Source organism: Pseudarthrobacter sp. NPDC059871, assembly GCF_042731175.1.
Taxonomy (GTDB): Bacteria; Actinomycetota; Actinomycetes; order Actinomycetales; family Micrococcaceae; genus Arthrobacter.
In genome coordinates this window covers 1-23,975 of record NZ_JBHWJV010000015.1, presented here as the reverse complement: position 1 = coordinate 23,975, position 23,975 = coordinate 1, and the positions used below count along the sequence as shown (strand labels likewise).

The 23,975-nt window shown below is 67.8% G+C and carries 16 protein-coding genes and 1 pseudogene; 12 read left to right on the top strand and 5 right to left on the bottom strand.

Going from position 1 to position 23,975, the window contains the following annotated elements:
- The first annotated feature begins 83 nt into the window (after positions 1–83).
- Positions 84–1,370 carry a DUF4192 domain-containing protein gene (locus ACFV4R_RS18385; protein ID WP_377203835.1) on the top strand — a complete coding sequence of 429 codons (1,287 nt, stop codon included), beginning with the start codon at positions 84–86 and terminating at the stop codon, positions 1,368–1,370.
- A 282-nt stretch (positions 1,371–1,652) separates the two neighbouring features.
- Positions 1,653–2,954, top strand: a complete 1,302-nt coding sequence (locus tag ACFV4R_RS18380) for an RNA polymerase sigma factor (RefSeq protein ID WP_377203836.1) — start codon at positions 1,653–1,655, stop codon at positions 2,952–2,954.
- Positions 2,955–3,213: 259 nt separating this feature from the next.
- Here ACFV4R_RS18380 and ACFV4R_RS18375 read toward each other — a convergent pair whose 3' ends face one another.
- Entirely contained in the window at positions 3,214–3,435 is a 222-nt protein-coding gene (locus ACFV4R_RS18375) for a hypothetical protein (RefSeq protein ID WP_015936820.1), read from the bottom strand.
- 257 nt (positions 3,436–3,692) lie between these two features.
- On the opposite strand from ACFV4R_RS18375, the gene ACFV4R_RS18370 reads away from it, so the two are divergent.
- Entirely contained in the window at positions 3,693–5,801 is a 2,109-nt protein-coding gene (locus ACFV4R_RS18370) for a type IIA DNA topoisomerase subunit B (protein WP_377203837.1), read from the top strand.
- Between the two features lie 80 nt (positions 5,802–5,881).
- Here the strand turns inward: ACFV4R_RS18370 and ACFV4R_RS18365 are convergent, their stop codons facing one another.
- Both ACFV4R_RS18365 and ACFV4R_RS18360 read right to left on the bottom strand, forming a co-directional pair.
- The gene (locus ACFV4R_RS18365; RefSeq protein ID WP_377203838.1) at positions 5,882–6,874 is read right to left on the bottom strand and encodes a M56 family metallopeptidase; all 993 of its coding nucleotides are present in this window, start codon (positions 6,872–6,874) and stop codon (positions 5,882–5,884) included.
- A 6-nt stretch (positions 6,875–6,880) separates the two neighbouring features.
- Positions 6,881–7,264, bottom strand: coding sequence for a BlaI/MecI/CopY family transcriptional regulator (locus tag ACFV4R_RS18360; RefSeq protein ID WP_015936823.1), 384 nt, complete (start codon positions 7,262–7,264; stop codon positions 6,881–6,883).
- A 260-nt stretch (positions 7,265–7,524) separates the two neighbouring features.
- Between ACFV4R_RS18360 and ACFV4R_RS18355 the strand changes: the two genes are divergently transcribed.
- Genes ACFV4R_RS18355 through cydD form a run of 3 tightly spaced genes read left to right on the top strand, consistent with a single transcriptional unit; the run spans position 7,525 to position 13,714 of the window.
- Positions 7,525–9,129, top strand: coding sequence for a cytochrome ubiquinol oxidase subunit I (locus tag ACFV4R_RS18355; RefSeq protein ID WP_377203839.1), 1,605 nt, complete (start codon positions 7,525–7,527; stop codon positions 9,127–9,129).
- 18 nt (positions 9,130–9,147) lie between these two features.
- Positions 9,148–10,197 (top strand): cytochrome d ubiquinol oxidase subunit II, encoded by a 1,050-nt coding sequence (cydB, locus tag ACFV4R_RS18350; protein ID WP_377203840.1) that lies wholly within the window; start codon positions 9,148–9,150, stop codon positions 10,195–10,197.
- Between the two features lies 1 nt (position 10,198).
- Positions 10,199–13,714, top strand: coding sequence for a thiol reductant ABC exporter subunit CydD (cydD, locus tag ACFV4R_RS18345; protein ID WP_377203841.1), 3,516 nt, complete (start codon positions 10,199–10,201; stop codon positions 13,712–13,714).
- A 33-nt stretch (positions 13,715–13,747) separates the two neighbouring features.
- Here the strand turns inward: cydD and ACFV4R_RS18340 are convergent, their stop codons facing one another.
- Positions 13,748–14,266, bottom strand: coding sequence for a DinB family protein (locus ACFV4R_RS18340; RefSeq protein ID WP_091719568.1), 519 nt, complete (start codon positions 14,264–14,266; stop codon positions 13,748–13,750).
- 149 nt (positions 14,267–14,415) lie between these two features.
- Here ACFV4R_RS18340 and ACFV4R_RS18335 point away from each other — a divergent pair, with 149 nt between their 5' ends.
- Positions 14,416–15,216 carry a GNAT family N-acetyltransferase gene (locus tag ACFV4R_RS18335; RefSeq protein ID WP_377203842.1) on the top strand — a complete coding sequence of 267 codons (801 nt, stop codon included), beginning with the start codon at positions 14,416–14,418 and terminating at the stop codon, positions 15,214–15,216.
- A 45-nt stretch (positions 15,217–15,261) separates the two neighbouring features.
- Here ACFV4R_RS18335 and ACFV4R_RS18330 read toward each other — a convergent pair whose 3' ends face one another.
- Positions 15,262–17,772, bottom strand: a complete 2,511-nt coding sequence (locus ACFV4R_RS18330; protein ID WP_377203843.1) for a DNA topoisomerase (ATP-hydrolyzing) subunit A — start codon at positions 17,770–17,772, stop codon at positions 15,262–15,264.
- 81 nt (positions 17,773–17,853) lie between these two features.
- Between ACFV4R_RS18330 and ACFV4R_RS18325 the strand changes: the two genes are divergently transcribed.
- From ACFV4R_RS18325 to ACFV4R_RS18305, 5 genes and pseudogenes are all read left to right on the top strand, one after another.
- Entirely contained in the window at positions 17,854–20,538 is a 2,685-nt protein-coding gene (locus tag ACFV4R_RS18325; RefSeq protein WP_377203844.1) for a GNAT family N-acetyltransferase, read from the top strand.
- A gap of 161 nt (positions 20,539–20,699) precedes the next feature.
- Positions 20,700–21,443, top strand: a complete 744-nt coding sequence (locus tag ACFV4R_RS18320) for a DUF5998 family protein (protein WP_043793886.1) — start codon at positions 20,700–20,702, stop codon at positions 21,441–21,443.
- A complete protein-coding gene (locus ACFV4R_RS18315) occupies positions 21,443–22,693 on the top strand; it encodes an alkaline phosphatase family protein (protein WP_377203845.1) in 1,251 nt (416 codons plus the stop codon). Before ACFV4R_RS18320 ends, ACFV4R_RS18315 begins: the two co-directional genes overlap by 1 nt.
- A complete protein-coding gene (locus ACFV4R_RS18310; RefSeq protein ID WP_377203846.1) occupies positions 22,686–23,417 on the top strand; it encodes a thymidine kinase in 732 nt (243 codons plus the stop codon). Before ACFV4R_RS18315 ends, ACFV4R_RS18310 begins: the two co-directional genes overlap by 8 nt.
- A 112-nt stretch (positions 23,418–23,529) precedes the next feature.
- Positions 23,530–23,975, top strand: a pseudogene (locus ACFV4R_RS18305) (HNH endonuclease); the annotation flags it as partial.

The following is a 23,975-nucleotide window of genomic DNA, read 5'->3' as shown; positions in this document are numbered from 1 at the left end:
CTGCGGGCGACGCCGGGCCGGACTTTTCCACTTAGCCAGGCCCGCACCTTTCCGGCTGCGGCCGCCCGGCGGATCGTGGAGCCATGACAGCTCCCGATCGACTCACCGTCACCGGACCCGCGGACATCCTCGGTTTCATTCCGCATTCGCTGGGCTACTGGCCTTCCGACAGCCTCGTGGCCATGACCATGCACGGCAGGCAGCTTGGTGCCACGCTTCGGCTTGACCTGCCGGCACCTGAAGGGGATGCCGCGCCGGAGCACTATCTGCAGGCGGTACGCGGCTACCTTGGTGCTGACACGAGTGCTGACGGCACGCTGCTGGCCGTCTTCACCAGCGACACGCACCTGGCCGCAGGCACTTATGGCCTGCTGCTGGCGGGCCTCGCGCCCGTGCTGGATCGGGCCGGCATGCCGGTCCGGGACGCCTGGTACGTCGGAGTGCACTACTGGCGCGACGCGTACTGCCTGGACGCCGGGTGCTGCCCTGCTCCAGGACGCCCCGTCCAGGAAATCCGCGACAGCGCACTCAACGCGGAAATGGTGTACCGCGGAAGCAGTGTGGGTCCCGCGCCCGAACGGCAGGAGCCTGCTGCCCGGCCCGTTCCCGCCATGCACCGGGCCGCCGCCATGGAGGCAGAGGAAGAGTGGGAATGCGGTTTGTCGCCGCGGCGCCGCAGCCTGGCACAGTTCCGGTTGGTCCTTGACGTGTGGGAGTACCTGCTGGCCCGGCCTGCCGGGTTGCCGTGGGTACCGGATGTGGACCGCGACGGTTTCCTGTCCGCCTCGCTCCTGGTCCCCCATTGGCGGGACGCTGTCCTGGTGATGGGCGCAGCAGGGAGGAACGCGGCCGAGGCCGGCGTTGAAGGGCTCCACCTCTTCGACGAGGCCCATCAGCTGGAGGCGATCAGCCCGCTGTGGGTACCGGGCAATGACGCCGGCATGACAGGCGACGCGGGCGGGCCAGGTCCAGCAGGGGAGCGCTGGGGGATCGAACGGCTTCACGCAGCGCACCGCACTGAACCGGTGTCCGCCGGCGGGGAAGTGCCCAACTACGGGGCCGTCCTGATGGGCATGGCGCCCGAAGTCCCGGACTGGGCGGGCATGGACGGGCTGGACCGCATCCTGGCGGAGCTGGCCGCGTTGGGCGGCCAGGCGGCCGCAGCGGCGCTGACCGGCCGGGGCTGGATCTCATGGTGCCGTGGCCGCGGTTCCTATGCCGCCCGGCACCTGAATGACGCGCTGGGCGCCGAGCCCGGGTACCGGCTTGCGGAACTGATCCTGGAGCTGGTGGGGCGCGGATCCATTTGCGGATGGGCGGCCAGGAAGGAATCCGCCTGGCAGAAGTTCGGTCCCGGAGCCGCTGCGTGAGCGGAGGCCGCAGATAGAGGCAGCAGGTCCGGAAGCAGCCTGTGGGGAGCCCGGGGAGGCCCGATGCGGCGAAACATGAGACAATGGTTGCCGAGACCCGGTTGGGTCCGTGTATCGAGCACCAGCAGTATTGCCCTCCGGGGAACAATACGGCCGCTCCGGTAGTTGTTCCATTAGACTCTGCCGGCCGTGGTGGCGCTTGATTTCCACCACGGACTTGACAGGGTCATAGTGGTGTTGCCCGTATGGCGATTCCACAGACCACCGCAAGAAAGGTTTTCTGTGACCCCGTCTTCCACGAAGAAGGACCCCGCCGCCCAGGACAATATGTCCGCTGAGGAGAAGCAGGCTGCGACCAACGCCAAGCGGGCCGCTACGCGGGCAGCCAACAAGGCTTCCTCCGGTGCGGACGGCAAGCCCGAGCCCAAGAAGCGCGGGCCCAAGCCCGGCGCCAAGGCGGCCGCGGAGGCTGCCAACAAGGCTTCTGCCGACGATGCTGACGAGGCTGAGGACGCCGAGGAGGAACTCGACGAGAGCCTCCTGGAAGGCGCCGAGGCCGCTGAAGAGAGCGAAGCCACCACTGCCAAGGGTGCCGTCGGCAGCGGCAAGGGCTTTGTCTACTCTGACGCCGACGACGACGACGCCCCCGTCCAGCAGGTCATGTCGGCCGGCGCCACGGCCGACCCCGTCAAGGACTACCTGAAGCAGATCGGCAAGGTGGCACTGCTCAACGCTGAGCAGGAAGTGGACCTTGCGCTGCGGATCGAGGCCGGCCTGTTCGCCGAAGAGAAGATCGCCGCTGACGACGGTTCCATGGAGCCGAAGTACAAGCGCGAACTCGAATTCATCATCCACGACGGCAAGCGCGCCAAGAACCACTTGCTGGAGGCCAACCTCCGCCTGGTGGTCTCACTGGCCAAGCGCTACACCGGCCGCGGCATGCTCTTCCTGGACCTGATCCAGGAAGGCAACCTTGGCCTGATCCGCGCCGTGGAGAAGTTCGACTACACCAAGGGCTTCAAGTTCTCCACGTACGCCACGTGGTGGATCCGCCAGGCCATCACCCGCGCCATGGCCGACCAGGCCCGGACCATCCGTATCCCGGTGCACATGGTGGAAGTCATCAACAAGCTGGCCCGCGTCCAGCGCCAGATGCTGCAGGACCTGGGCCGCGAACCCACGCCCGAGGAACTGGCCCTGGAACTCGACATGACCCCTGAAAAGGTTGTCGAGGTCCAGAAGTACGGCCGCGAACCCATCTCCCTCCACACCCCGCTGGGTGAAGACGGTGACTCCGAGTTCGGCGACCTCATCGAGGACTCCGAAGCCGTGGTTCCCGCAGACGCCGTGAGCTTCACGCTGCTGCAGGAGCAGCTGCACTCCGTTCTGGACACCCTGTCCGAGCGCGAAGCGGGCGTCGTGGCCATGCGCTTCGGCCTGACCGACGGACAGCCGAAGACTTTAGACGAAATCGGCAAGGTCTACGGAGTCACGCGCGAGCGGATCCGCCAGATCGAATCGAAGACCATGTCCAAGCTGCGCCACCCGTCCCGCTCCCAGGTGCTGCGCGACTACCTCGACTAGGCATCACGCGCCGCCGGACCCGCCAGGCTCCGGCAGCAGGGCAGGTCAGCGGGCCGGTCCGGATCCATCAGGGATCCGGGCCGGCCCGCTGCCGGTTCCGGCCTCGTTCGGCTGAACCGGAGCCGTTCGGCTGGACCCGCATCGTTCGACTGGAAGGTCCCGTGCGGCCGATCATCATCGCCGGCGAAGACGTGTTAAGGCAAAAAGGGAGGGACCCCTCCTTCCGGAGGAGTCCCACCCTTTGGACGTTATGCTGTCCCTAGTCGATTTCCACGGCTTCCTTCTGGTGAAGCTTTGCCGTCTCATCGTGCCAGTCCGAGCTCAGGGGCTTGAGCGTCGCTTCGACGGCACGGGCATGGTGGCCGCAGAACAGCAGCTCACCGCCGGAGGACTCGAGTACAACCCGGACATACGCTTGAGCTCCGCAACGGTCGCACCGGTCGAGTGCGTTGAGTGTGCGGTCTGCCACTGCTGTTGTCATAATCGGCCTCCTTAGTAGATCTGTATGTCTATATAACCAGTATTCGTATCCAAACCATCGCAAGGATGGACCAAGTTCGCTGTCCGCGTATCCGCAAGCTTCGGTCAAGATTGGCGCCTGCCGGGCACGCGGCGGCTGAGTGGCGCGGTCCACACGGGCCGCCAAGAGTGGCAACCGCAGCTCCTGTCCGGGGCCGACTACCCTAGAGGGAGCGCTTTACGCGCCTGCTGTTCCGTCCCTGAAGGAGTTCATCACCAGTGGCACCAAGCTCTGAGTACACCGCCCGGCATCTGTCAGTTCTTGAAGGCCTGGAGGCCGTCCGCAAGCGCCCGGGCATGTACATCGGCTCAACCGACTCGCGCGGCCTGATGCACTGCCTCTGGGAAATCATCGACAACTCAGTGGATGAGGCCCTGGCAGGCTTTGGCCACGACATCCGCATCATCCTGCATGCGGACAACTCCGTGGAGATCCACGACGACGGCCGCGGCATCCCCATCGACAAGGAACCCAAGACGGGACTCACCGGCGTCGAAGTGGTCTTTACCAAGCTGCACGCCGGCGGCAAGTTCGGTGGTGGCTCCTACACGGCCTCTGGCGGCCTTCACGGCGTTGGCGCGTCGGTGGTCAACGCGCTGTCATCCAGGCTGGACGTGGAAGTCGACCGGGGCGGCAAGACCTACCAGATGTCCTTCCGCAGGGGCGAGCCCGGCCGGTTCAAGGATGTTGGAAGCAAGGTCGATCCTGCCGCTCCGTTCACCCCGTTCGTTGACGACTCGGTGCTCGACATCGTCGGCAAGGCCAAGCGAGGCGTCACGGGCACCCGCATCCGCTACTGGGCTGACCGCCAGATCTTCACACCCGACGCCAAGTTTTCCTACGACGAACTGGCGGCCCGCGCACGGCAGACATCCTTCCTGGTGCCGGGCCTGAAGCTGACCGTCCGTGATGAACGCCGGGTCCCCGGAACCCCGGGCGAGGCCGGCCCGCACGAGGAGGTGTTCCACCACGACGGCGGCATTTCCGAGTTTGTCGACTTCCTGGCCGCAGACCCGCCGGTGACCGACGTCTGGCGGCTGCACGGTTCGGGCAAGTTCAAGGAAACCGTCCCGGTCCTCGACGAGCGCGGCCACAGCCAGCTGGCAGAGGTGGAACGGGACTGCGAGGTGGACGTGGCCCTGCGGTGGGGCATCGGCTATGACAGCACCGTCCGCAGCTTCGTCAACATCATCTCCACGCCGAAGGGCGGAACGCACCAGTCCGGCTTCGAGCAGGCGCTCGTGAAGACCTTCCGCAAAGCCGTGGAAACCAACGCCCGCAAGCTGAAAGCCGGCAACGACAAGATCGAAAAGGACGACATTTTTGCCGGCCTGACGGCAGTCCTGACCGTCCGCCTTGCCGAGCCGCAGTTCGAAGGCCAGACCAAGGAAATCCTTGGCACCTCCGCCGTCCGTGCCATCGTGGCCAAGGTGGTGGAACGGGAGATCGTTGCCAAACTGAGCTCCGCCAACCGCAACGACAAGGCGCAGTCGGCCCTGCTGCTCGAGAAGATCGTCAGCGAGATGAAGTCGCGCATCTCGGCCCGTGTGCACAAGGAGACCCAGCGGCGGAAGAACGCGCTGGAAACCTCCTCGATGCCCACAAAGCTGGCCGACTGCCGCACGGACGACGTCGAACGTTCCGAACTCTTCATCGTGGAAGGCGACTCGGCGCTGGGGACTGCCAAGCTGGCACGGTCCTCCGACTTCCAGGCGCTGCTGCCCATCCGCGGCAAGATCCTCAACGTGCAGAAGGCCTCCGTGGGGGACATGCTCTCCAACGCCGAATGCGCGGCCCTCATCCAGGTGGTGGGTGCAGGGTCCGGGCGCAGCTTCGACATCAGTGCGGCCCGTTACGGCAAGGTCATCCTGATGACCGATGCCGACGTGGACGGCGCGCACATCCGCACGCTGCTGCTGACGCTCTTCTTCCGCTACATGCGCCCGATGATCGAGAAGGGCAGGGTGTTCGCTGCCGTCCCGCCGCTGCACCGGGTGGAGGTGGTCAACGCCGGCCAAAAGGCCAACGAGATGATCTACACCTACTCCGAGGCCGAGCTGCACGTGCTGCTGGCCAGGCTGGCCAAGGAAGGCAAGCGGTACAAGGAACCCATCCAGCGGTACAAGGGCCTGGGCGAAATGGACGCGGAGCAGCTGGCCGAGACCACCATGGACCCCCGGCACCGGATGCTCCGCAAAGTGGGGATCGCGGAACTGGAAGAGGCCGAGAAGACCTTTGACCTGCTGATGGGCTCTGACGTGTCTCCGCGCAAGGACTTCATCATCGCCGGCGCCGCAAGCCTGGACCGGGAGCGCATCGACGCCTGATGCAGGGTGCTGGCCGGACGGACGGCCCACCGGCCTCCGCGCGGCGCAGCGTCCGAATGTAGGGCGCGACGGCGGGAGGTTCAGCCCAGCAGGCCGGGCACCACCAACAGTGCAGTGGGGAGCGCCAGCAGGAGCACGCACGCGGTGAGGACCAGGCTCCGTGCGGCCCGCGGCAGTCCGGGCTGCGGCGAGAGCAGCCGGCTGACCCGGGACGCCGTAGTGCGGGCGGAGTCGGAGCCCGCAGTTCCCGCGGCGGCCTCGAGGCCGGACAACGCCATCCCGGGAGCGGCCTGGCCGCCGCCGGGCCCGTTCGTTCCGGCTGGCGAACCGCTGGCCACGATCGCGATTGCCTTGATGAGCGTGGCTCTGCCGGCCGTCCGCAGGGCAACATCGTCGGCCAGCATCTCGATCAGTGAGCTCACCGATTCCTGCGCCAACCGCGTGGTGGGCAGCCAGGGGAGGGCCTGGCGCCACGCAGCGAACGCCCACAACAGCAAGTGGTGCCGCTGGCTCAGGTGGGCGTTCTCGTGGGTCAGGACGGCCTGGAGCTCTGCGGGTTCAAGGGCCGCCATGAGGCCGTCGGACAGGACGGTGACAGACCTTGCTCCGCCGGGCAGGCAGTAGGCCACCGGGGAGTCATGGCTGATGACCAGCGTGGCGGTGTCCTGCCCGGAAGGGGACGCCAGCAGCGCCAGCAGTTCCCGGTGGCGACGCCGCTGCCGCTGGATCCGGTAGTAGGTCAGCAGCAGGGTGAAGACAAGGTGGGCCGTCAGCAAAGCTGCTGCAGACAGGGCAAAAATGTGCCAGAAGCCCAAAGCCGTGGTGGGGGCGTTGAAGAGCACCATGCCTGCCAAAGACCGGAGCCCGGCGATGAGGTTGTCCCCGATGGGCTCCAGGCCGTACACCAGCATGGCGCCGATCATCGACAGGCCACCTGCCAGGGCGATGGCCTGCCAGAGCAGCATGGCCGTAAACGGCGACCGCGCGGGCCATTGCGCGCGCGACAGCAGGATGGGTACCGGCCACGCCAGTATGATCGCCAGGACCGCCAGCAGGTATGAGGCCCAGAACATGGTGGGCTAGACGTGACCCAGCAGTTTGCGCAGCGTTTCGGCTTCACCTTCGGAGACGGATCCAATAAACCGGGCCAGTACGGCCTCGCGGTCCGGAGCCGACCCCAGCACCTCGTGCATCAGTTCGGCCGTGTGGTCCGCCCGGCTGGATACTGCCTGGTAGCGGTGCGGACGGGTTCCGCGTTCCCGCTCCACAAGGCCCTTCTTTTCCAGCCTCGACAGCACCGTGAGCACGGTGGTCACCGCGAGTTCCTTGCCCTCATGGCCGGGGCCGCCCTGCGCGGCGGACGTGCGGGCCAACTGGTCCCGCAGCGTGTTGGCCGTGGCTGCTTCCTGGCCCGCCCAGAGCAGGTCCATCACTGCCCGTTCCAGTTCACCAAGACTAGCCATTGCACTTTTCCTTTTTGTCCCCGCACCGCGCGCTTCCCGCGCCGGTGACTGCTCAACGGTTAAACAACTACAGGTTCAAATTTACCCTGAAACCGCCGGACTTTCTACGTTGGGTAGAACACGTGGCGCGTCCGGCGGTTAAGCCGCATGCTGGTAGCGGCGGTGCGTTTTCCGTCGGACAGCAAGTTGTTCTACACTCTGTAGAAGTTGAACTTCTACGAAACGTAGAAGTTTGAGTTGGCCTAGAGTAGGGACCCGCGTTGGACGCCTTGGAAATCGCACGCTGGCAATTCGGCATCACCACCGTCTACCACTTCATGATGGTCCCGCTGACCATTGGCCTGGGCCTGGTGGTGGCCATCATCCAGACGGCCTGGCACCGCACCGGCAAGCCCGAGTATCTGCGGATGACCAAATTCTGGGGAAAGCTCTTCCTCATCAACTTCATCATGGGCGTTGCCACCGGCATCGTCCAGGAGTTCCAGTTCGGCATGGCCTGGAGCGAATACAGCCGGTTCGTCGGCGATGTGTTCGGCGCACCCCTGGCCCTGGAAGCCCTGCTGGCCTTCTTCGTCGAGTCCACCTTCCTGGGGCTGTGGATCTTTGGCTGGAAGCAGCTGAAGCCGGGCATCCACCTGGCCTGCCTCTGGATAGCGGTGATCGGATCGGTCTTCTCCGCCTACTTCATCATCGTGGCCAACAGCTGGATGCAGCACCCGGTGGGCGTCGAAATGATCGACGGACGCCCGGTCATGACGGACGCCTGGGCCGTCTTCACCAACAACACCGCACTGGTTGCCGTCCCGCACACCCTCTTCGGCGCCCTTGCCGTGGCCGGTGCCTTCCTGCTGGGTATCGCCTGGTACCACCTGTGGCGCCGGCGCCACGACGGCATCGACACCGTGGGTGCCGACGGCAAGGTCATTCCCGGCGAGTCCGCCTCGATCCCCGGCCGTGACCGGGCAGACCACAGCGTCTGGATCCGGTCCCTGAGAATCGGTGCCGTGGTAGCCATGATCTCGTTCGCAGGAACTGCCGTCACCGGCGACCTGCAGGGCAAGCTCATGTTCGAACAGCAGCCCATGAAGATGGCTGCAGCGGAAGCGGCCTGCCACGACGGCACCGGATTCTCCGTGCTGAGCATCGGCAATATCGGATCCCAGAACTGCGACGACATCGTGGCCGTCATCGAAGTTCCCGGAATCCTGTCCTTCCTGGCCAAGGGCGACTTCACCACCGAGGTGAAGGGCGTGAATACACTGCTGCCCGAGTACAAGGAGAACTACGGCACCCACCTGCCGGACAACCCCATCTACGGTGAGCGTGCCGGCCAGGAAATTGAATACCTTCCTGTCATGGAAGTTACCTACTGGGGCTTCCGGATGATGATCGGCTTCGGCGGACTCGCCGCGATGGCGGCTGTGGTGGCCCTCTGGCTGACCCGTAAGGGCACCGTGCCGCAATCGCCGTGGCTCATGCGCCTTGCCATCTTCGGCATCCTCGCCCCGTTCGGCGCCAACGCCGCGGGCTGGATTTTCACAGAGATGGGCCGGCAGCCGTTCGTGGTGGCCCCCAACCCCGATCCCAGCGGCATCGACCAGGTGTTCATGTTCACGGCCGCAGCCGTCTCACCCGGGGTTTCGGCGGGCGAGCTGGTGGCTTCACTGGTCACCCTGACAGCGGTCTACGCCGTGCTGCTGGTGGTGGAGGTCAAGCTGCTGGTGAAGTACATCCGCGGCGGCGTGGTGTCCGCCATGCCCGAACTGGCCCATGTCCCCGCCGACGGGAACGAGGACGAAACACCAGGCACCGGCGGACCCGGCGGCGCCAAGCCAGCCGACGACGTCCTGGCCTTCGCCTACTAAGAGCAGAGGAATTCGACAATGGAACTGCTTCCCACCATCTGGTTCATCGCCATTGCGGTGCTGTGGACCGGCTACCTCTTCCTCGAAGGCTTTGACCTCGGCGTGGGGATGCTGATGAAGATCTTCGCGCGGAACAACACCGAACGCCGGGTCCTGCTGAACACGGTCGGCCCCGTCTGGGACGGCAACGAAGTGTGGCTGCTGACCGCCGGCGGTGCCACGTTTGCAGCCTTCCCCCTCTGGTACGCCTCCCTGTTCTCTGCCCTCTACCTGCCCCTCCTGGTGGTCCTCGTTGCCCTGATCTTCCGCGCCGTAGCCTTCGAATACCGCGGCAAAGTGGACACGGACCGCTGGCGTGCCCGGTGGGACTGGGCCATTGCCCTGGGATCCTTTTTCGCCGCCTTCGGCGTGGGAGCCGCGCTGGCCCTGACCACCACCGGGCTGCCCCTGAATGCCAACGGCGACCGCGAAGGCGGCCCGTTCGCCTGGTTCAGCGGCTACGCCCTACTGGGCGGCGCAGCCGTGGTGGGCTTCTCGCTGGTCCACGCGCTGGCCTTCCTTGCCCTGAAGACCGACGGCGAGGTGCGGCACCGTGCCCGCGCCTGGTTCGTGCGACTGCTTCCGGTGCTGATCCTTCCTATCGCGGCCTGGGCGCTGAGCATCCAGTTCCTGGACGGCAAACCCTGGACCTGGGCGCTCGTGGTGCTCGCGGTAGCGGCCGCCGCCACCGCCTGGATGCTGGCCCGCGCCGGCGCTGAAGGCCGGGCGTTCCTGGCGCTCGGCGGTTTCCTGGTGCTCGGCACGGCCTCCATCTTCGGCGCCGTGTTCCCCGTGGTGCTGCCCTCCACCCTGGACACCGCCTTTGACCTGACCATCTCCAACGCCTCGTCCTCGGACTACACCCTGGGGCTCATGACCATTGTGGCCGCGTTCGGACTTCCGCTCGTGATCGCCTACCAGGCATGGACCTATTGGGTGTTCCGCCGCAGGGTCAGCACGGATTCCATTCCGGAGGCCCACAGCTTCCTGCCTGCCATCGCCGTCAAGGCGTTCACCACCAAGGGCTGACGTGCGGCCCATGCTCCCGCCGGGACCCGCAACCCGCGCTGCCGTCTACTGGCTTGGCCTGCTCGCGGCGCTGAAAGCGCTCTCGCTCGTCCTGATGGGACAGGCGGTAGCAGCCGCGCTTGCAGGGCTGGCGGGCGGGGAGGCCGTACATCCGGACCAGATCGCGGTGGGAATGGCCGGCGTTGTCCTGCGGTCCATCACCGTGTGGGGGCAGGCTGTTGCCGCCCGCCGCGCCGCGCTGGGCATCAAGGAGGAACTGCGGGCCGGGCTACTGGAGCGGACGCTGCGCAACGGGGTGCGCGAAACCGGCCCGGCGGACGGCGGGCTCGCCGTGCTGGCCAGCCGCGGCCTGGACGCCCTGGACAGCTACTACACCCAGTTCCTGCCGGCGCTGGTGAATTGCGCCGCAGTTCCGCTGCTGCTCGGTGCGAGGATCCTCTTCGCTGACTGGGTCAGCGCAGTGGTGATCGTCCTGACCGTGCCCCTGGTCCCGCTGTTCATGGTGCTGATCGGCCGCTACACCGAAGACAACGTCCGCGAGGCCCAGGCTTCGCTGGCCAGGCTCTCGGCACACATGCTGGAACTCGCCAAGGGACTGCCCGTCCTGGTGGGCCTGGGCAGGGCGACGGCGCAGCGCAAAGCCCTCGAGGAAATCTCCGAGGAATACCGCTCGCGCACCATGGGGACACTGCGGACGGCGTTCCTGTCCGCCCTGGCGTTGGAACTCATTGCCACCATCTCCGTGGCGGTGGTTGCCGTGTTCATCGGCGTGCGCCTGGTCTACGGCGACATGCCGCTCGAAGCCGGGCTGCTGGCACTGATCCTCGCCCCGGACTGTTACCTGCCGCTCCGGGAACTTGGCACGGCGCACCACGCCAGCGACGACGGCCGGGTGGCCCTGGCCGGGGTCACCGAGGTCAAGGACGCCCCCGAGGCGAAGCCACTGCCTGCCGCGCCGGCGGGAAGGCCTGGAGCGCCGCTCACCGTCACCGGCCTCGCCGTAACCTACCGCGGAAGGTCCCGCGCCGCCGTCGGCCCCCTGACGTTTGAGGCGCCCCAAAGCCGGATCACCGCGTTGGACGGTCCCAGCGGCGCCGGTAAGAGCACCGTGCTGGGCGTCCTGGCCGGCACCATCGGGGACGGTGCAGGGGCATCCGTTACCGGGACGGTGGCCGGGCTGGACCGGAACGCCGTGGCCTGGGTGCCGCAGCATCCCGTGCTGGTGGCCGACAGAGTACTGGACGAAGTGCTGCTGTACCTCGGCGCCAACCCCCGCAACGCCCGCGACAGTGCGCTGGCTGAGGAAACCGCCCGCGGCTGCCTCGCCAGGGCCGGGGCCGGGCACCTGGCCGCGAAGCATCCTGCGGAGCTGAGCCCAGGGGAGTTGCGGCGCGTTGCGCTGGCCCGCGGCCTGGCGAGGATCGAAGCTGGAGCAACAGTGCTCCTGCTGGATGAGCCCACCGCGCACCTTGACCGCGATTCGGCGCAGGCTGTGGAGGACGCCATCCGCGGGCTGCGCGGCAAGGTCACCGTGATCCTGGTGGCCCACGAGGAGCGGACCCGCAGCCTCGCCGACGTGCTGGTGCCGGTCGGCGGCCGTGCCACGGCGCTGGAATCCATGCACCAGCCGGGCACGTTGCCCGCCAGGGCATCTTCCGCCGGCGCAACCGGCCTTCACGCAGTTGCTTCAGCAGCCCCGCCCGCGTCGCACCCGGCCACTGCATACCCGCCCACCGGAACCCCGCGCGAGGACAGCGCCAAGCACGGAACTGCGGGCCGCCCCGGCCGGGGCGTCATGGGACTACTGGCTCCGCTGCTGGCGCCGGTGCGTGGAAAATTCGCTGCCGCCGCCATCGTCGGTACCTTCGCAGCGCTCTTCGCGGTTGCACTGTCCGGGTTGTCCGGCTGGCTGATCATCCGGGCCAGCGAGCAGCCGCCCATCCTGTACCTGCTGAGCGCCATTGTTGGCGTGCGCTTCTTCGGCATTGGCAGGGCCGTGTTCCGATACTGGGAGCGGCTGCTGCTGCACGATGCCGTGTTCGCTGCGCTTACCAGGCTCCGGGGGAGGCTGTGGGCGTCGCTGAGCCGCCGGGCCCTGGCCCTCCGCCGCCTCCTCCAGGGCGGGAACGTGCTGGGTACCGTCATCGACGACGTCGACACCGTCCGGGACCTCCTGCCCCGGGTGGTGCTGCCCCCCGTCACCGCTGTGGCGGTCGCCGTGCTGGCATTGGGAACCACCTGGCTGGTGGTCCCGCCGGCACTGCCGGCGGCCATGGCCGCCGCCGCGGCCAGCCTGGTACTGGCGCCCGCGCTGGCGCTCTGGGGCGACCGGAAGTCCGCAACGGCGGAGCAGGTGCTGCGCTCAGGCGTGCTCCGCCGCATCTCAGCTGCCTTGGATGCCCGGGCAGAGCTGTCCGCCAACGGTGTGGCGCCGCGGGTGCTGGACGGACTCCGCAGCGAAGACCGCAAGGCCACCGCCGCCTCCCAGCAGTCGGCCTGGGCCGAGGGCCTGGGCCACGCGGTCACCGCGGCCGCCTGCGGTACCGCAGCGCTCGCCAGCGCGTGGCTGGCCGCCCCTGCAGTCCTGGATGGACGGATTGAGCCTGCCCTGGCCGCCGTCGTGGTCCTGCTGCTGCTGGCCCTGGTGGAGCCCTACTCGGCCATGACGACGGCGGTGCGCCAGTTCCCCGCACTGCGCGCGGTCCTGCAGCGCGTGGCTTCGTCCGGGGCGCTTGACGCATCCGGCGCTCAGGACAACGCCGGCGGCACCACGGACGGGCTGCAGCCGGTGCCGGCGCGTGATGGCGGAGTTCCCGGGCTGGAGCTGGCGAACCTCGCGGCAGCGTGGCCCGGCGGCGCACCGGTCTTCACCGGGCTCAATGCGGTTGCCGGGCCCGGGCATTGGCTGGCCGTCACGGGGCCGTCCGGCTCGGGGAAATCGACGCTGCTTTCGGTCCTGCTGGGCTTCCTGCCGCCGGCCGCCGGAAGTGTCAGGGTGTCGGGCGGGGTGGCGTGGTGCCCGCAGGAGGCCCACCTCTTCGACTCCACCATCCGCGGCAACCTCCTGCTGGGGCGCGCCGCGGCGGTACCGAACGGGCGTGAAGAGGACACCCCTGGACAGGGCAAGCCGGGGGAGAGCGCGACGGAACAGGACATGGCAGCGGTGATTGCCGCCGTCGGCCTCACGGGCCTGATGGAACGGCTGCCCGCGGGACTGGACACTCGGATTGGTCCCGGTGGTGCTTTCCTCAGTGGCGGCGAACGCCAGCGCCTTGCGGTAGCCCGCACCCTGATGACCGGTGCCGAGGTGATCCTGCTGGACGAGCCCACCGCGCACCTGGATGCCGAATCGGCCAGTGCCATGCTGCACGACCTGCGGGACGGCCTGCGGGACCGGACGGTGGTGCTGGTAACCCACCACGCCGCCGATATCCAGGCCGGGGATGTTCGGTTGGCGCTCGCGCCGGGCCCCGAACTCCGGGAGCCCGGCCGGGCAGCGGCGGGGCTGCGGGCCTGACGCGAACGCGCCCGGGGCCGGCTGCCAGCGGAACTATCCGTCGACGTCGTGCAGGTGGTGGACGACGTCGTGCAGGAAGTAGCGCGCGAGCGTCAGGACCGTGAACTCTGAGCCGTTGCTGCGCAGCCCCTTGCGGTCCCAGTCGGATTCGCGGACCCCGGCGAAGGACTCCGCCACCTGCTGCCCCTCGGCAGCAAGCTCGGTGTTTACCACTGCCGGATCGGCGTTGGCGTAGTCCTTCTCGATGGCGGTCAGGTCCTGGTCCCAGTTCTCAAACTTTGCGTCGTCGGAGTCCAGCATCAGGTTCAGGCGCTGGTCAAACAGGCTAAAGACATCGCGCACGTGGCAGGCGTACTCCAGCGCGGACCAGGTGTTGTCGTCGGGGCGCTCGGCCACCTCCGGCCGGCGCAGGACGGCCCGCCACCGGGGCAACATGTTTTCGATGGTGCCGGGGACCGTTGCCGGTGTGGTGGTGGAGGGGTCGAACGAGCAATCGGGGCAGGGGCGGTCCAGGACCCAGGTCCAGTCCTTCTCATCAGGCACGATAGGCATGGGAGCAGTCTAAGCGGAGAGCTGTTACATTGGCCGTTCGCGGCGCACGCGTCACGGGACCCGGAAGCGGCACGTCCAGCTGGAGAATCCGGACTGCCCGGTATCTGATGCCGGATACGCGCACACCTATCCATCGGAAAGTACAAGCAATGAAGCACCCGGACGCTGCACGGTTCCTCGCCGCCTACGACTCCCAACTGCGCCTCGCCCCCGAAGTGGCCGGCGCCAGGTCAGTGCGCCCGCTCGGCCCGCTGCTGCTCGCCACGTTCGACGGCGGACGCGGGTTCGTCACCTACGCTGACCTGGGCGGGGCGCCTGCGGCCGTCGTCGCGGACTGGGTGGGCCAGGCGGTGGCGCACTTCCGCGCGGACCCGGCGGTGCAGTCCGTGGAGTGGAAGACCCGCGGGCACGACTCCGCGCCGGGGCTGCACGGGGCATTGCTGGCCCACGGCTTCGTGCCCGCTGACGCCGAATCGATCATGATTGGTGCCGCTGCCGCCCTGGTGGCGGACGTTCCCCTGCCGCCCGGGGTGTGGCTTCGGCCGGTCACCGAGCCAGCAGAAGTCCGCGCAGTGAGCGCCATGCAGGACGTCGCTTTCGGGGCCGGCGTTTCCGAAGCGAGGGCTGAAGACCTGCTGCGGCGGTTGGCCGCCGGCGACGGCACCGAACTGTGGGCAGCAGGCCATAAGGGCCGCATCGTCAGTGCCGGGCGCCTTGAACCGGTGGCAGGGACGGACTTCGCCGGCATCTGGGGCGGGGCCACCCTGGCGCCGTGGCGCGGGCAGGGCATTTACCGGGCCCTCACCGCACAGCGTGCCCGTTCCGCCCTGCGGCTCGGCAAGACGCTGATCCACAGCGACTCCACCGAATACTCCCGCCCCATCCTCGAGCGGTACGGGCTGGTCAAGGTCTCCACCACCACGCCGTACAACTGGAGCCGGGAAGCCTGATCCGGAACAGCCGTGGTGACGGGCGGACCTTGCCTCGAGGGCGGTTTATGCCCCGGCGGCGGCCTCCGGCCACGCCATCGCGGCACCCACCACGTCCACGGCCTGGGACAAGGGGACACCGGAACCATCCCGGCGGCCGTGCTCCTGCGGAAGTGACCTGGCGACGCCCGCGGCCGACGACGCCTTGGCCGGCCCATGCCCTGCCCACGCCAGCAGCAGGGTGTCCTCGCCCTTCAGGAACCGGTGCGCACGCACTCCCGCAGTTGCGCGGCCCTTCACCGGGTATTCGGAGAATGCGGTCACCTTCGCCGTGCCCGGGGCAGTCCCCGGAAGGGCGCCGTTGGTGCCGGCAATGGTGACCACGACGGCGGCCTCGTCCTGGGCGCGCACCGCGCCGAAGAACGTCACGCGGTCGCCCGCGGCAAGTTTGATGCCAGCCATGCCACCGGCCGTCCTGCCCTGCGGACGCACGGCGGAAGCGGCAAACTTCAACAGCTGGGCCTGGGCCGTCAGGAACACCAGCTCGGTGTCATCAGCCGCAGCCGGTGCCACGCCCACCACGAAATCCTTGTCCTTAAGCGCGATGACTTCCCAGTCCTCGCGGTTCAGCGGGTAGTCCGGCTGCACCCGCTTCACCACGCCCTGGGCGGTGCCGATGGCAAGAACCTCGTCCAGCGGCGCGAAGGCCACCAGGGTTTCGCCCTTCAACAGTGTCAGGAAGTCCTTCGCCGGGACGCCGCCGGCCATGTTGGGCAGGCCCGCCACGGGAGGCAGGACCGGCATGTCCATGACCTGGAGGCGGAGCATCCGGCCCTGCGAGGTGATGGCAGCGATCTCGCCGCGTGCTGAGGTCTTCACCACCGCCGTGAACACGTCGTGCTTGTTCCGCGGGCCTGCCTCTGCCAGTGGTTCCTGGTTGCTGGTACGCCCGATCTGCCCCGAGGCCGTCAGGATGGCCCAGCAGGGGTCGTCGGCGATCTCCAGGGCCAGGGGAGCGGGCTTGCCCTTCTTGCTGCCGGCAAGTTCTGCCGCAACGGTGGGGGAAACGGCTTCGGACTCCAGCAGGATGGTGCGGCGGGGTGTGCCGTGTTCCTCCGCAATCGCTGCGAGTTCATCGGACACCAGCGAACGGAGCAGTTCCTCAGAGTTGAGGATGGCTTCCAGTTCGGCGATCTCGCGGCGCAGCTGGTCCTGTTCCTTCTCCAGCTCGATCCGCGAGTACTTGGTCAGCTGCCGGAGCCGCAGTTCCAGGATGTAGTTGGCCTGGATCTCGGTGAGGTCGTAGATGGACATCAGGCGCTCACGGGCGGCGGCCGCCTCATCGGAGGACCGGATGATCTGGATGACCTCGTCGATGTCCACGATGGCAACGAGGAGGCCCTCCACCAGGTGCAGCCGGTCCTTCTTCTTGCCCAGCCGGAAGATGGTGCGGCGGCGGACAACGTCGATGCGGTGATTGACGTAGACGGAAAGCAGGTCCACCAGGCCGAGGGTCTGCGGCTGCCCGTCCACCAGCGTGACGTTATTGATGCCGAAGGAATCCTCCATCGGCGTGTACCGGTAGAGCTGCTGGAGCACGGCGGTGGGGTTGAAGCCGTTCTTCAGTTCGATGACCAGGCGCAGGCCGTGCTTGCGGTCCGTCAGGTCCACGATGTCGCTGATGCCGGTCAGCTTCTTGGCGTTGACGGCGTCCTTGATCTTCTCGATGACCTTTTCGGGGCCCACCATGTACGGCAGTTCGGTGACCACCAGGCCGGTGCGGCGGGCCGAGAGTTGCTCCACTTCCACCTTGGCACGGGTCTTGAAGGACCCCCGGCCCGTGGCGTAAGCGTCACGGATGCCGTCCAGGCCCACGATCCGTCCGCCGCTGGGCAAGTCCGGGCCAGGGACAAACCGCATGAGGTCTTCGAGCGTGGCGTCCGGGTTGGCGATCAGGTGCCGGGCGGCGGAAATGACTTCCACCAGGTTGTGCGGGGCCATGTTGGTGGCCATGCCGACGGCGATGCCGGTGGCACCGTTGACCAGCAGGTTGGGAAACGCCGCCGGGAGGACGTCCGGCTGGGTGAGCTGGTTGTCGTAGTTCGGGACGAAGTCCACCACGTCTTCATCGAGGTGGTTGGTGAGGGTGAGGGCCGCGGGCGCCAGCCTGGCCTCCGTATACCGCGGAGCTGCCGGGCCGTCGTCGAGCGATCCGAAGTTGCCGTGCCCGTCGATCAGGGGCAAACGCAGCGAGAAGTCCTGGGCCATGCGCACCATGGCGTCGTAGATGGCGGCGTCACCGTGGGGGTGCAGCTTACCCATGACCTCGCCCACCACCCGGGCGCTCTTGACGTGCCCGCGGTCCGGCCGCAGTCCCATGTCGCTCATCATGTACAGGATGCGGCGCTGCACCGGCTTCAACCCGTCGCGGGCGTCGGGCAATGCCCGCGAGTAGATCACGGAGTACGCGTACTCCAGGAACGAACCCTCCATCTCGGAAGTGACGTCGATGTCGACGATGTTCTCCGTGAAGGGAGTGGTGTCCGCGACGGGTGCTGGGCTTTGGCGGCGGGCCATGGGGGTGGTGAATCCTTCGGTTACTGGGGCTGCCGGGCAGGGTTCTGCTGCGCTGCGGCAGTTTTTGGCTAGGCTAAGCCTATGGTGGATCAGCCCGGGGACGGCGAATATCCGGAACATTGGGAAGCCGATGTCGTCCTGCGCGACGGCGGGACAGCCCATTTGCGGCCCATCCATCCGTCCGATGCAGAGGCCATCCAGACCTTCCACACCGGACAGTCGCAGAACTCAATTTACATGCGCTTCTTCGCCTTCAAGGCACGGCTGTCAGCCAAGGAGCTCAAACGGTTCACCGAGGTGGACTACAAGGACCGGGTGGCGTTCGTCATCACCATGCGTGGGGAGATCATCGGGATCGGCCGCTACGACCGGCTGGATGATCCCACCGAGGCCGAGGTCGCCTTCAACATTGCCGACGCGCACCAGGGCCGGGGAATCGGCTCCATCCTGCTCGAACACCTCGCCGCCGCTGCCCACGAAAACGGGATCCAGCGCTTCAGCGCCGAGGTGCTGCCCGAGAACCGCAAAATGCTCATGGTGTTTTCGGATGCCGGCTATGACGTCAAACGCCACTTCGACGACGGCGTCGTCAGCCTCGAATTCAACATCGACCCCACCGAAAAATCACGGGCCGTCATGGAATCCCGCGAGCACCGCGCCGAGGCGAGGAGCGTGCGGGACCTGCTGACGCCGTCGTCCGTGGCTGTTATCGGTGCCAGCCGCAAGTGGGGGACCGTGGGCTACCAACTGCTGGAGCACATCGTGGAAGGCGGCTTCTCCGGGCCGGCCTACGCCATCAATCCCGAGGCGCTGGAACTGGCCGGCATGCTGTCCTACGGCCGGTTGACTGAAGTACCCGAGCCCGTGCAGCTCGCGGTGATCGCCGTGCCGTACGAAGAGGTTCCCTCCGTGGTGGAGGACTGCGCCGCCGCCGGTGTCAAAGGCCTGGTGATCGCCTCGGCAGGTTTCGCGGACGACGGCGAACGCGGCCTTCAGAGGCAACGGGACCTTGTGCGCCAGGCACGCGCGAACGGGATGCGGGTCATCGGCCCGGCCTCCCTGGGCATCATCAATACGCACCCGGGGATCCGGCTCAACGCCTCCATGGCGCCCACTCTGCCGCGCCGCGGCGGGCTTGGGCTGTTCAGCCAGTCGGCCGCCATTGGCGTCTCCCTGTACGCTGCGTCCAGCCGGAGGCGGCTAGGCATGTCCACGTTCCTCTCGGCGGGGAACCGCGCCGACGTCTCCGGCAATGACATCATGCAGTACTGGGAGGACGATGCGGACACCTCCGCCGTAGGCCTCTACCTGGAATCGATCGGCAATCCCCGCAAGTTCTCCCGCATCGCCCGGCGCCTGGCCCGCACCAAACCGGTGATCGTGGCCAAGTCCGACACCATGGGCCTGCGCCTGCCGCCGGGCCACGCCGTCCGCACCACCCAGGCGCCGGGCGGGGCGCTGGACTCCATGCTGCGCCAGTCCGGCGTCATCCGCGTCGAAACCATCGAGCAGCTGGTGGATGTAGCCCAAGTTGTGGCGGGCCAACCGCTGCCCGCGGGGCCCGGCCTGGCCATCCTCAGCAACTCTCAGGCGCTGGGCAAGGTAGTGGCGGACAGCGCAGCAGACCACGGCCTCAACGTGGAGCAGCTGGTGACCGGGGTGGACCTCGACGCCGGCCGCTCGGTGGCCTTGCCCGCCCTTCGCTCAGCGCTGCTTGAGGCGCTGCGTCCGGCGCACGTCCATGCCGCCGTCGCAGCACTGTTGCCGGCCCGCGGACTCACAGTGGACAGCATCGCGGAATCCCTGGCCGACGTCTCCGCCGAGGCCGGCAAGCCCGTGGTGGCAGCGTTCACCGGCATCCTGGACGACTCTGTCTACGTCGAAGGCATGGTGGGCTCCACGGACAAGGCCGTGCCGTGCTTCTCCAACCCCGGCGCGGCAGTAGCAGCGCTCGCCGCCGTGGTGAGGTACTCGGAATGGGTGTCGCGGGACCACGGCCACTTCGTGGAACCGCTGGGCTGCGATCCCGCCCGGGCCCGTGCCGAGCTCGAAGTACAGCTCCGCGACGTCAAGGGGGAGCAGCTCAAGCAGCTGGACCCCGCAGCAGCCGCGTCCCTGCTGGGGCACTACGGCATTTCCGTGCTGCCGTCCGCGGCCTTCGAAACCCCTGACGAAGCGGTGGAGGCCGCCGAGGGCCTCGGCTGGCCGGTGGCCGTGAAGACGACGGACCCTGCCCTGCGGCACCGGCTCGACCTGGGCGGCGTCCGCCTGGACATCCAGGACGCCGAGTCGCTGCGCCGGGATGTGCTGCAGATGCGCCGCGCCCTCGCCCTCTACGGCGACCCGGCCCTGGAGGTACAGTCCATGGCACCGGTAGGCCAGGCGTGCACGTTCCGGGCCATTGAGGACCCGCTGCTGGGACCGGTCATCTCCTTCGGCCTGGCCGGCGACGCCGTGAACCTGCTGGATGACTGGTCGCACCGGGTGCCGCCGCTGTCCGCCGCGGACGTCCACGATTTCATCCGGGCGCCCCGGGCGGCGCGGAAGCTGTTCGGCTACCAGGGACTTCCCGCCGTCGACGTTTCCGCCCTGGAGGACTTGGCAGGCCGGCTGGCGTGGATGAAGGACAACCACCCCGAAATCGCCCTGGTGGAGTTCAACCCCGTGCTTTGCGGGACGAGCGGGGCCACCATCCTGGCGGCCGACGTCCGGATCGGGAACGCCGCCCAGCGCACGGACAGCGCACGGCGGGCCATGCGGGGCTAGCACTACGGTGGTCCACGGGCTGTCCCGCCGCGGCATCTGCCGGTTCCTGTGGCTCGCTTCTCCTATCCTGTCGCCCGCCTGTCCTGGGTTTGTCGGTCGTTTGTCCCCTGCGGGGAGCCGGCGGTTGGCAAAGTGAGCGGCGCATCTGTGAAAATGGGGGAATGAGCTCCCAGCCTCCCGCCTCGGCGCCCGAAACGCCCGGCAACGAAAACCAGGCCATCCGCCACCACAGCTCACACAGCCACAGTTCCCAAGGCCAAAGCCTGGAGGGTGCCCTCCAGAAGGCCGGCTTCTATCCCCGCCTCGTGGCGGACGTGGTGGACGACGCCCTGGATGGGCGCGACTGCGTGGCACACCTGGTGCACCTGGAAACCCACTTCGACCGTGCTGAGGTGCGCCGCCACATCACGGTGCTGGTCCTGACTGCCGACATGCTGGTGATCACCCACGTGGACGACCAGCAGCTGGATGAGGCAGGCGAGCAGATCGTTGCCCAGATCTCCACGGAGTCCGTTCCCGTGGCCCAGATCCGTTCGGTGGTCCTCAGCTACATGTACGCCCAGCCGCAGAACTACAAGCCGTCCGATCCCGTGCGGGAACTGACACTGTCCATCGCCTGGTCCGGTGGCCAGCGCCTGGACATGGGTCCTGCCAGCTGCGGCGATCCCCAATGCGAAGCGGACCACGGCTATACCGGCACGATTGCGCAGGAGGACATCGTCCTGCGGATCAGCGCGGAGGCCGACGGGCTGCAGGCAGTCCAGGACGCGAAGCTCTTTGCCCGCGCACTGCGGGCCGTCAACACCGGGTCCACCTCGCCGGTACCCCACGTACAGTCACTGCCGCCCCGGCCGCGCGCCGGTGTGTTCGGCACGCGCCTCAGCCGCGGCCACCAGCAGCGCTGATGCCCGACGAGCGCCCCCAGGTACCCCAAGCCGCCCCTGCAGCAGCCGCCGCACTGTCCGGACCGGCGTCGGACCTTCCCCCGGCACCGGCCTACGGACACCGCTCCGTGGCCGAGGTGCTGACCAGCGCCGCCGCCAGCCTCGGAATCGGCGGGTTTGAGAACACGCTGAAGCTGCCGCCGTCGCAGCGGGTCTGCGTCGTGGTGGCGGACGGCCTGGGCCGGAACCTGCTCAAGCAGAAGTCCGCCCACACCCCGTTCCTCCGCTCGGTCATCCAGGCGGGGCAGGGCGATGTGCCCGTCTGGCTCGACTCCGCATTTCCGTCCACCACCGCCGCAGCCCTGTCCAGCCTTGGCACCGGCCTGCCGCCAGGCCAGCACGGCATGGTGGGCTACGACGTCTTGGACCCGGAGCAGGACAAGGTGGTCAACCTGCTGGGGAACTGGGACCCGGGAGTGGACCCCAACGCCTGGCAGCCCCACCCCACGGTGCTCGAACGGGCGGCAGAACATGCCGACGTCACCACCATCAGCCTTCCCCAGTTCGCGGATTCGCCCATGACCCGCGCAGCCCTGCGCGGTGGTCGGTTCATCTCCGGCACCACGTCCCATGCGCGCACCGCAGCCGCAGCGGAGGCCATGTCCGGAAGCGGGCCGTCGCTGATGTACTTCTACCTGAACGAACTGGACAAAGCCGGGCACCGCTACGGCTGCCAGTCCCAGCAGTGGGAACACCAGCTCGAGGAACTCGACGCCACCGTCAAGCGGCTCAGCACCTCGCTTCCGGCCGGGACCACCATCCTGATGACCGCTGACCACGGAATGCTGGATGTGCCCGAACCGCACCGGATCGATTACTCCGCCGAGCCTGGACTGGTGGAAGGCGTCCGGCACACCGCCGGCGAACCCCGCATGGTCCACCTCTACCTCGAGGAGACCGCTGGAACAGCGGGCAGGGACCGGCTGCTGGCCGCCTGGCGGAACCGCTTCGGCAGCAAAGTCTGGGCTTTCACCCGGGACGAAGCTGTGGCCGCCGGACTCTTCGGTGCGGTGCGGCCCGCCGTCGAAGGCAGGATCGGCGACGTGATGATCGCCGCCCGGGATTCCCTGGCGCTCTACGACACCCGGCGCAGCCGCCCCACCGCCATGGAAGTAGTGGGCCAGCACGGGTCCCTGACGAAGGCGGAGCGCGAAGTTCCACTGCTCTGCCTCACCGCCGGCGGAGGCAAGGGTGGCCGCCGCCGTGGCTGAACTCGTCTTTTTCTCCGGCACGATGGACTGCGGCAAGTCCACCCTCGCGTTGCAGATGGACCACAACCACCGGGTCAGGGGCCGCGGCGGCGTACGGTTCAGCCGGAATGACCGTGCGGGTGAATCACGGATCTCCAGCCGACTGGGCCTGGAAACCGACGCCGTCGAGGTGGTGGACGGCACGGACTTCTGGGAGGAAGTCATGCGCCGGCGGACCCACGGCCAGCGTGTCGACTACCTCATCTGCGACGAAGCGCAGTTCTACACGCCCGAGCAGGTGGAGCAGCTCGCCAAAGTGGTGGACGAGATCGACGTGGACGTTTTCGCGTTCGGGATCACTGCGGACTTCCGGACCAGGCTGTTTCCGGGCTCGCAGCGGCTGATCGAACTTGCTGACCGCGTCCAGGTCCTGCAGGTTGAGGCTTTGTGCTGGTGCGGGCGCCGCGCCACACACAATGCCAGGACGGTGGACGGCGTCATGGTCACCGAGGGTGCCCAGGTGGTGGTGGGCGACGTGGACATGGCAGTGGACGGAGTCGTTGCTGTGGCCGGCCACCACATCCCGGTGGTGGGGTATGAGACCCTCTGCAGGCGGCACTTCATGCGCCGCGTCACCGCCCATGGGGCCAACCTGATGGCTGAGCAGGACCAGCTCCTGCCGTTCGACGTGGACGCCTGCCTTTGGCATGGATCCGGGGGACCGGCCGCCGGTACCGGAGCGTAGCTGCTTACGGTGGCGTTCCCGGCGTCGGAACCGGGACCGCCTTGAGTTCGGTCCGTCCGAGGTGGCTGCACGTTCCGGCATCAATGTCAGACCCTCGCGCGATGATGCCTGTATGGGAAACGCAGTGGCTGGAGCGGCAGTGGTGGAGGGTCTTCGGGCCTCTGTCGCTGGCCTCGATGCGCTGTTTCTTGAGGAAGTCGGGCTGGACCGGACCGACCCTGAAGCGGTGGCCCGTGAAACGGTTGATGTGTTGGAGCGTAAGTCTGAGGTTCGGCTGCAGCGGTTGGCGTTGTGGAAGCAGGTGGAGGCCCAAGTGGCGGCGGGTAAGGCTCGGGACGCCGCGGAGTTCGCGGAGTTCCAGGAGGCGATGACGCCGCCGGACGCCACGGGGTCGGAGCGGGCGTTTGTGGAGATGTCCACGACGGCGGAGCTCGCCGGGGTGCTGACGCTCAGCCCGGGCGCGGCGGCAGCGTTCATCAGCCAGTCCCGGAAAGTCTGCGCGATGCCGGCGGTAGCGGGTGCGCTGGCGGCAGGGGTGATGTCGTGGCGGCACGCGGT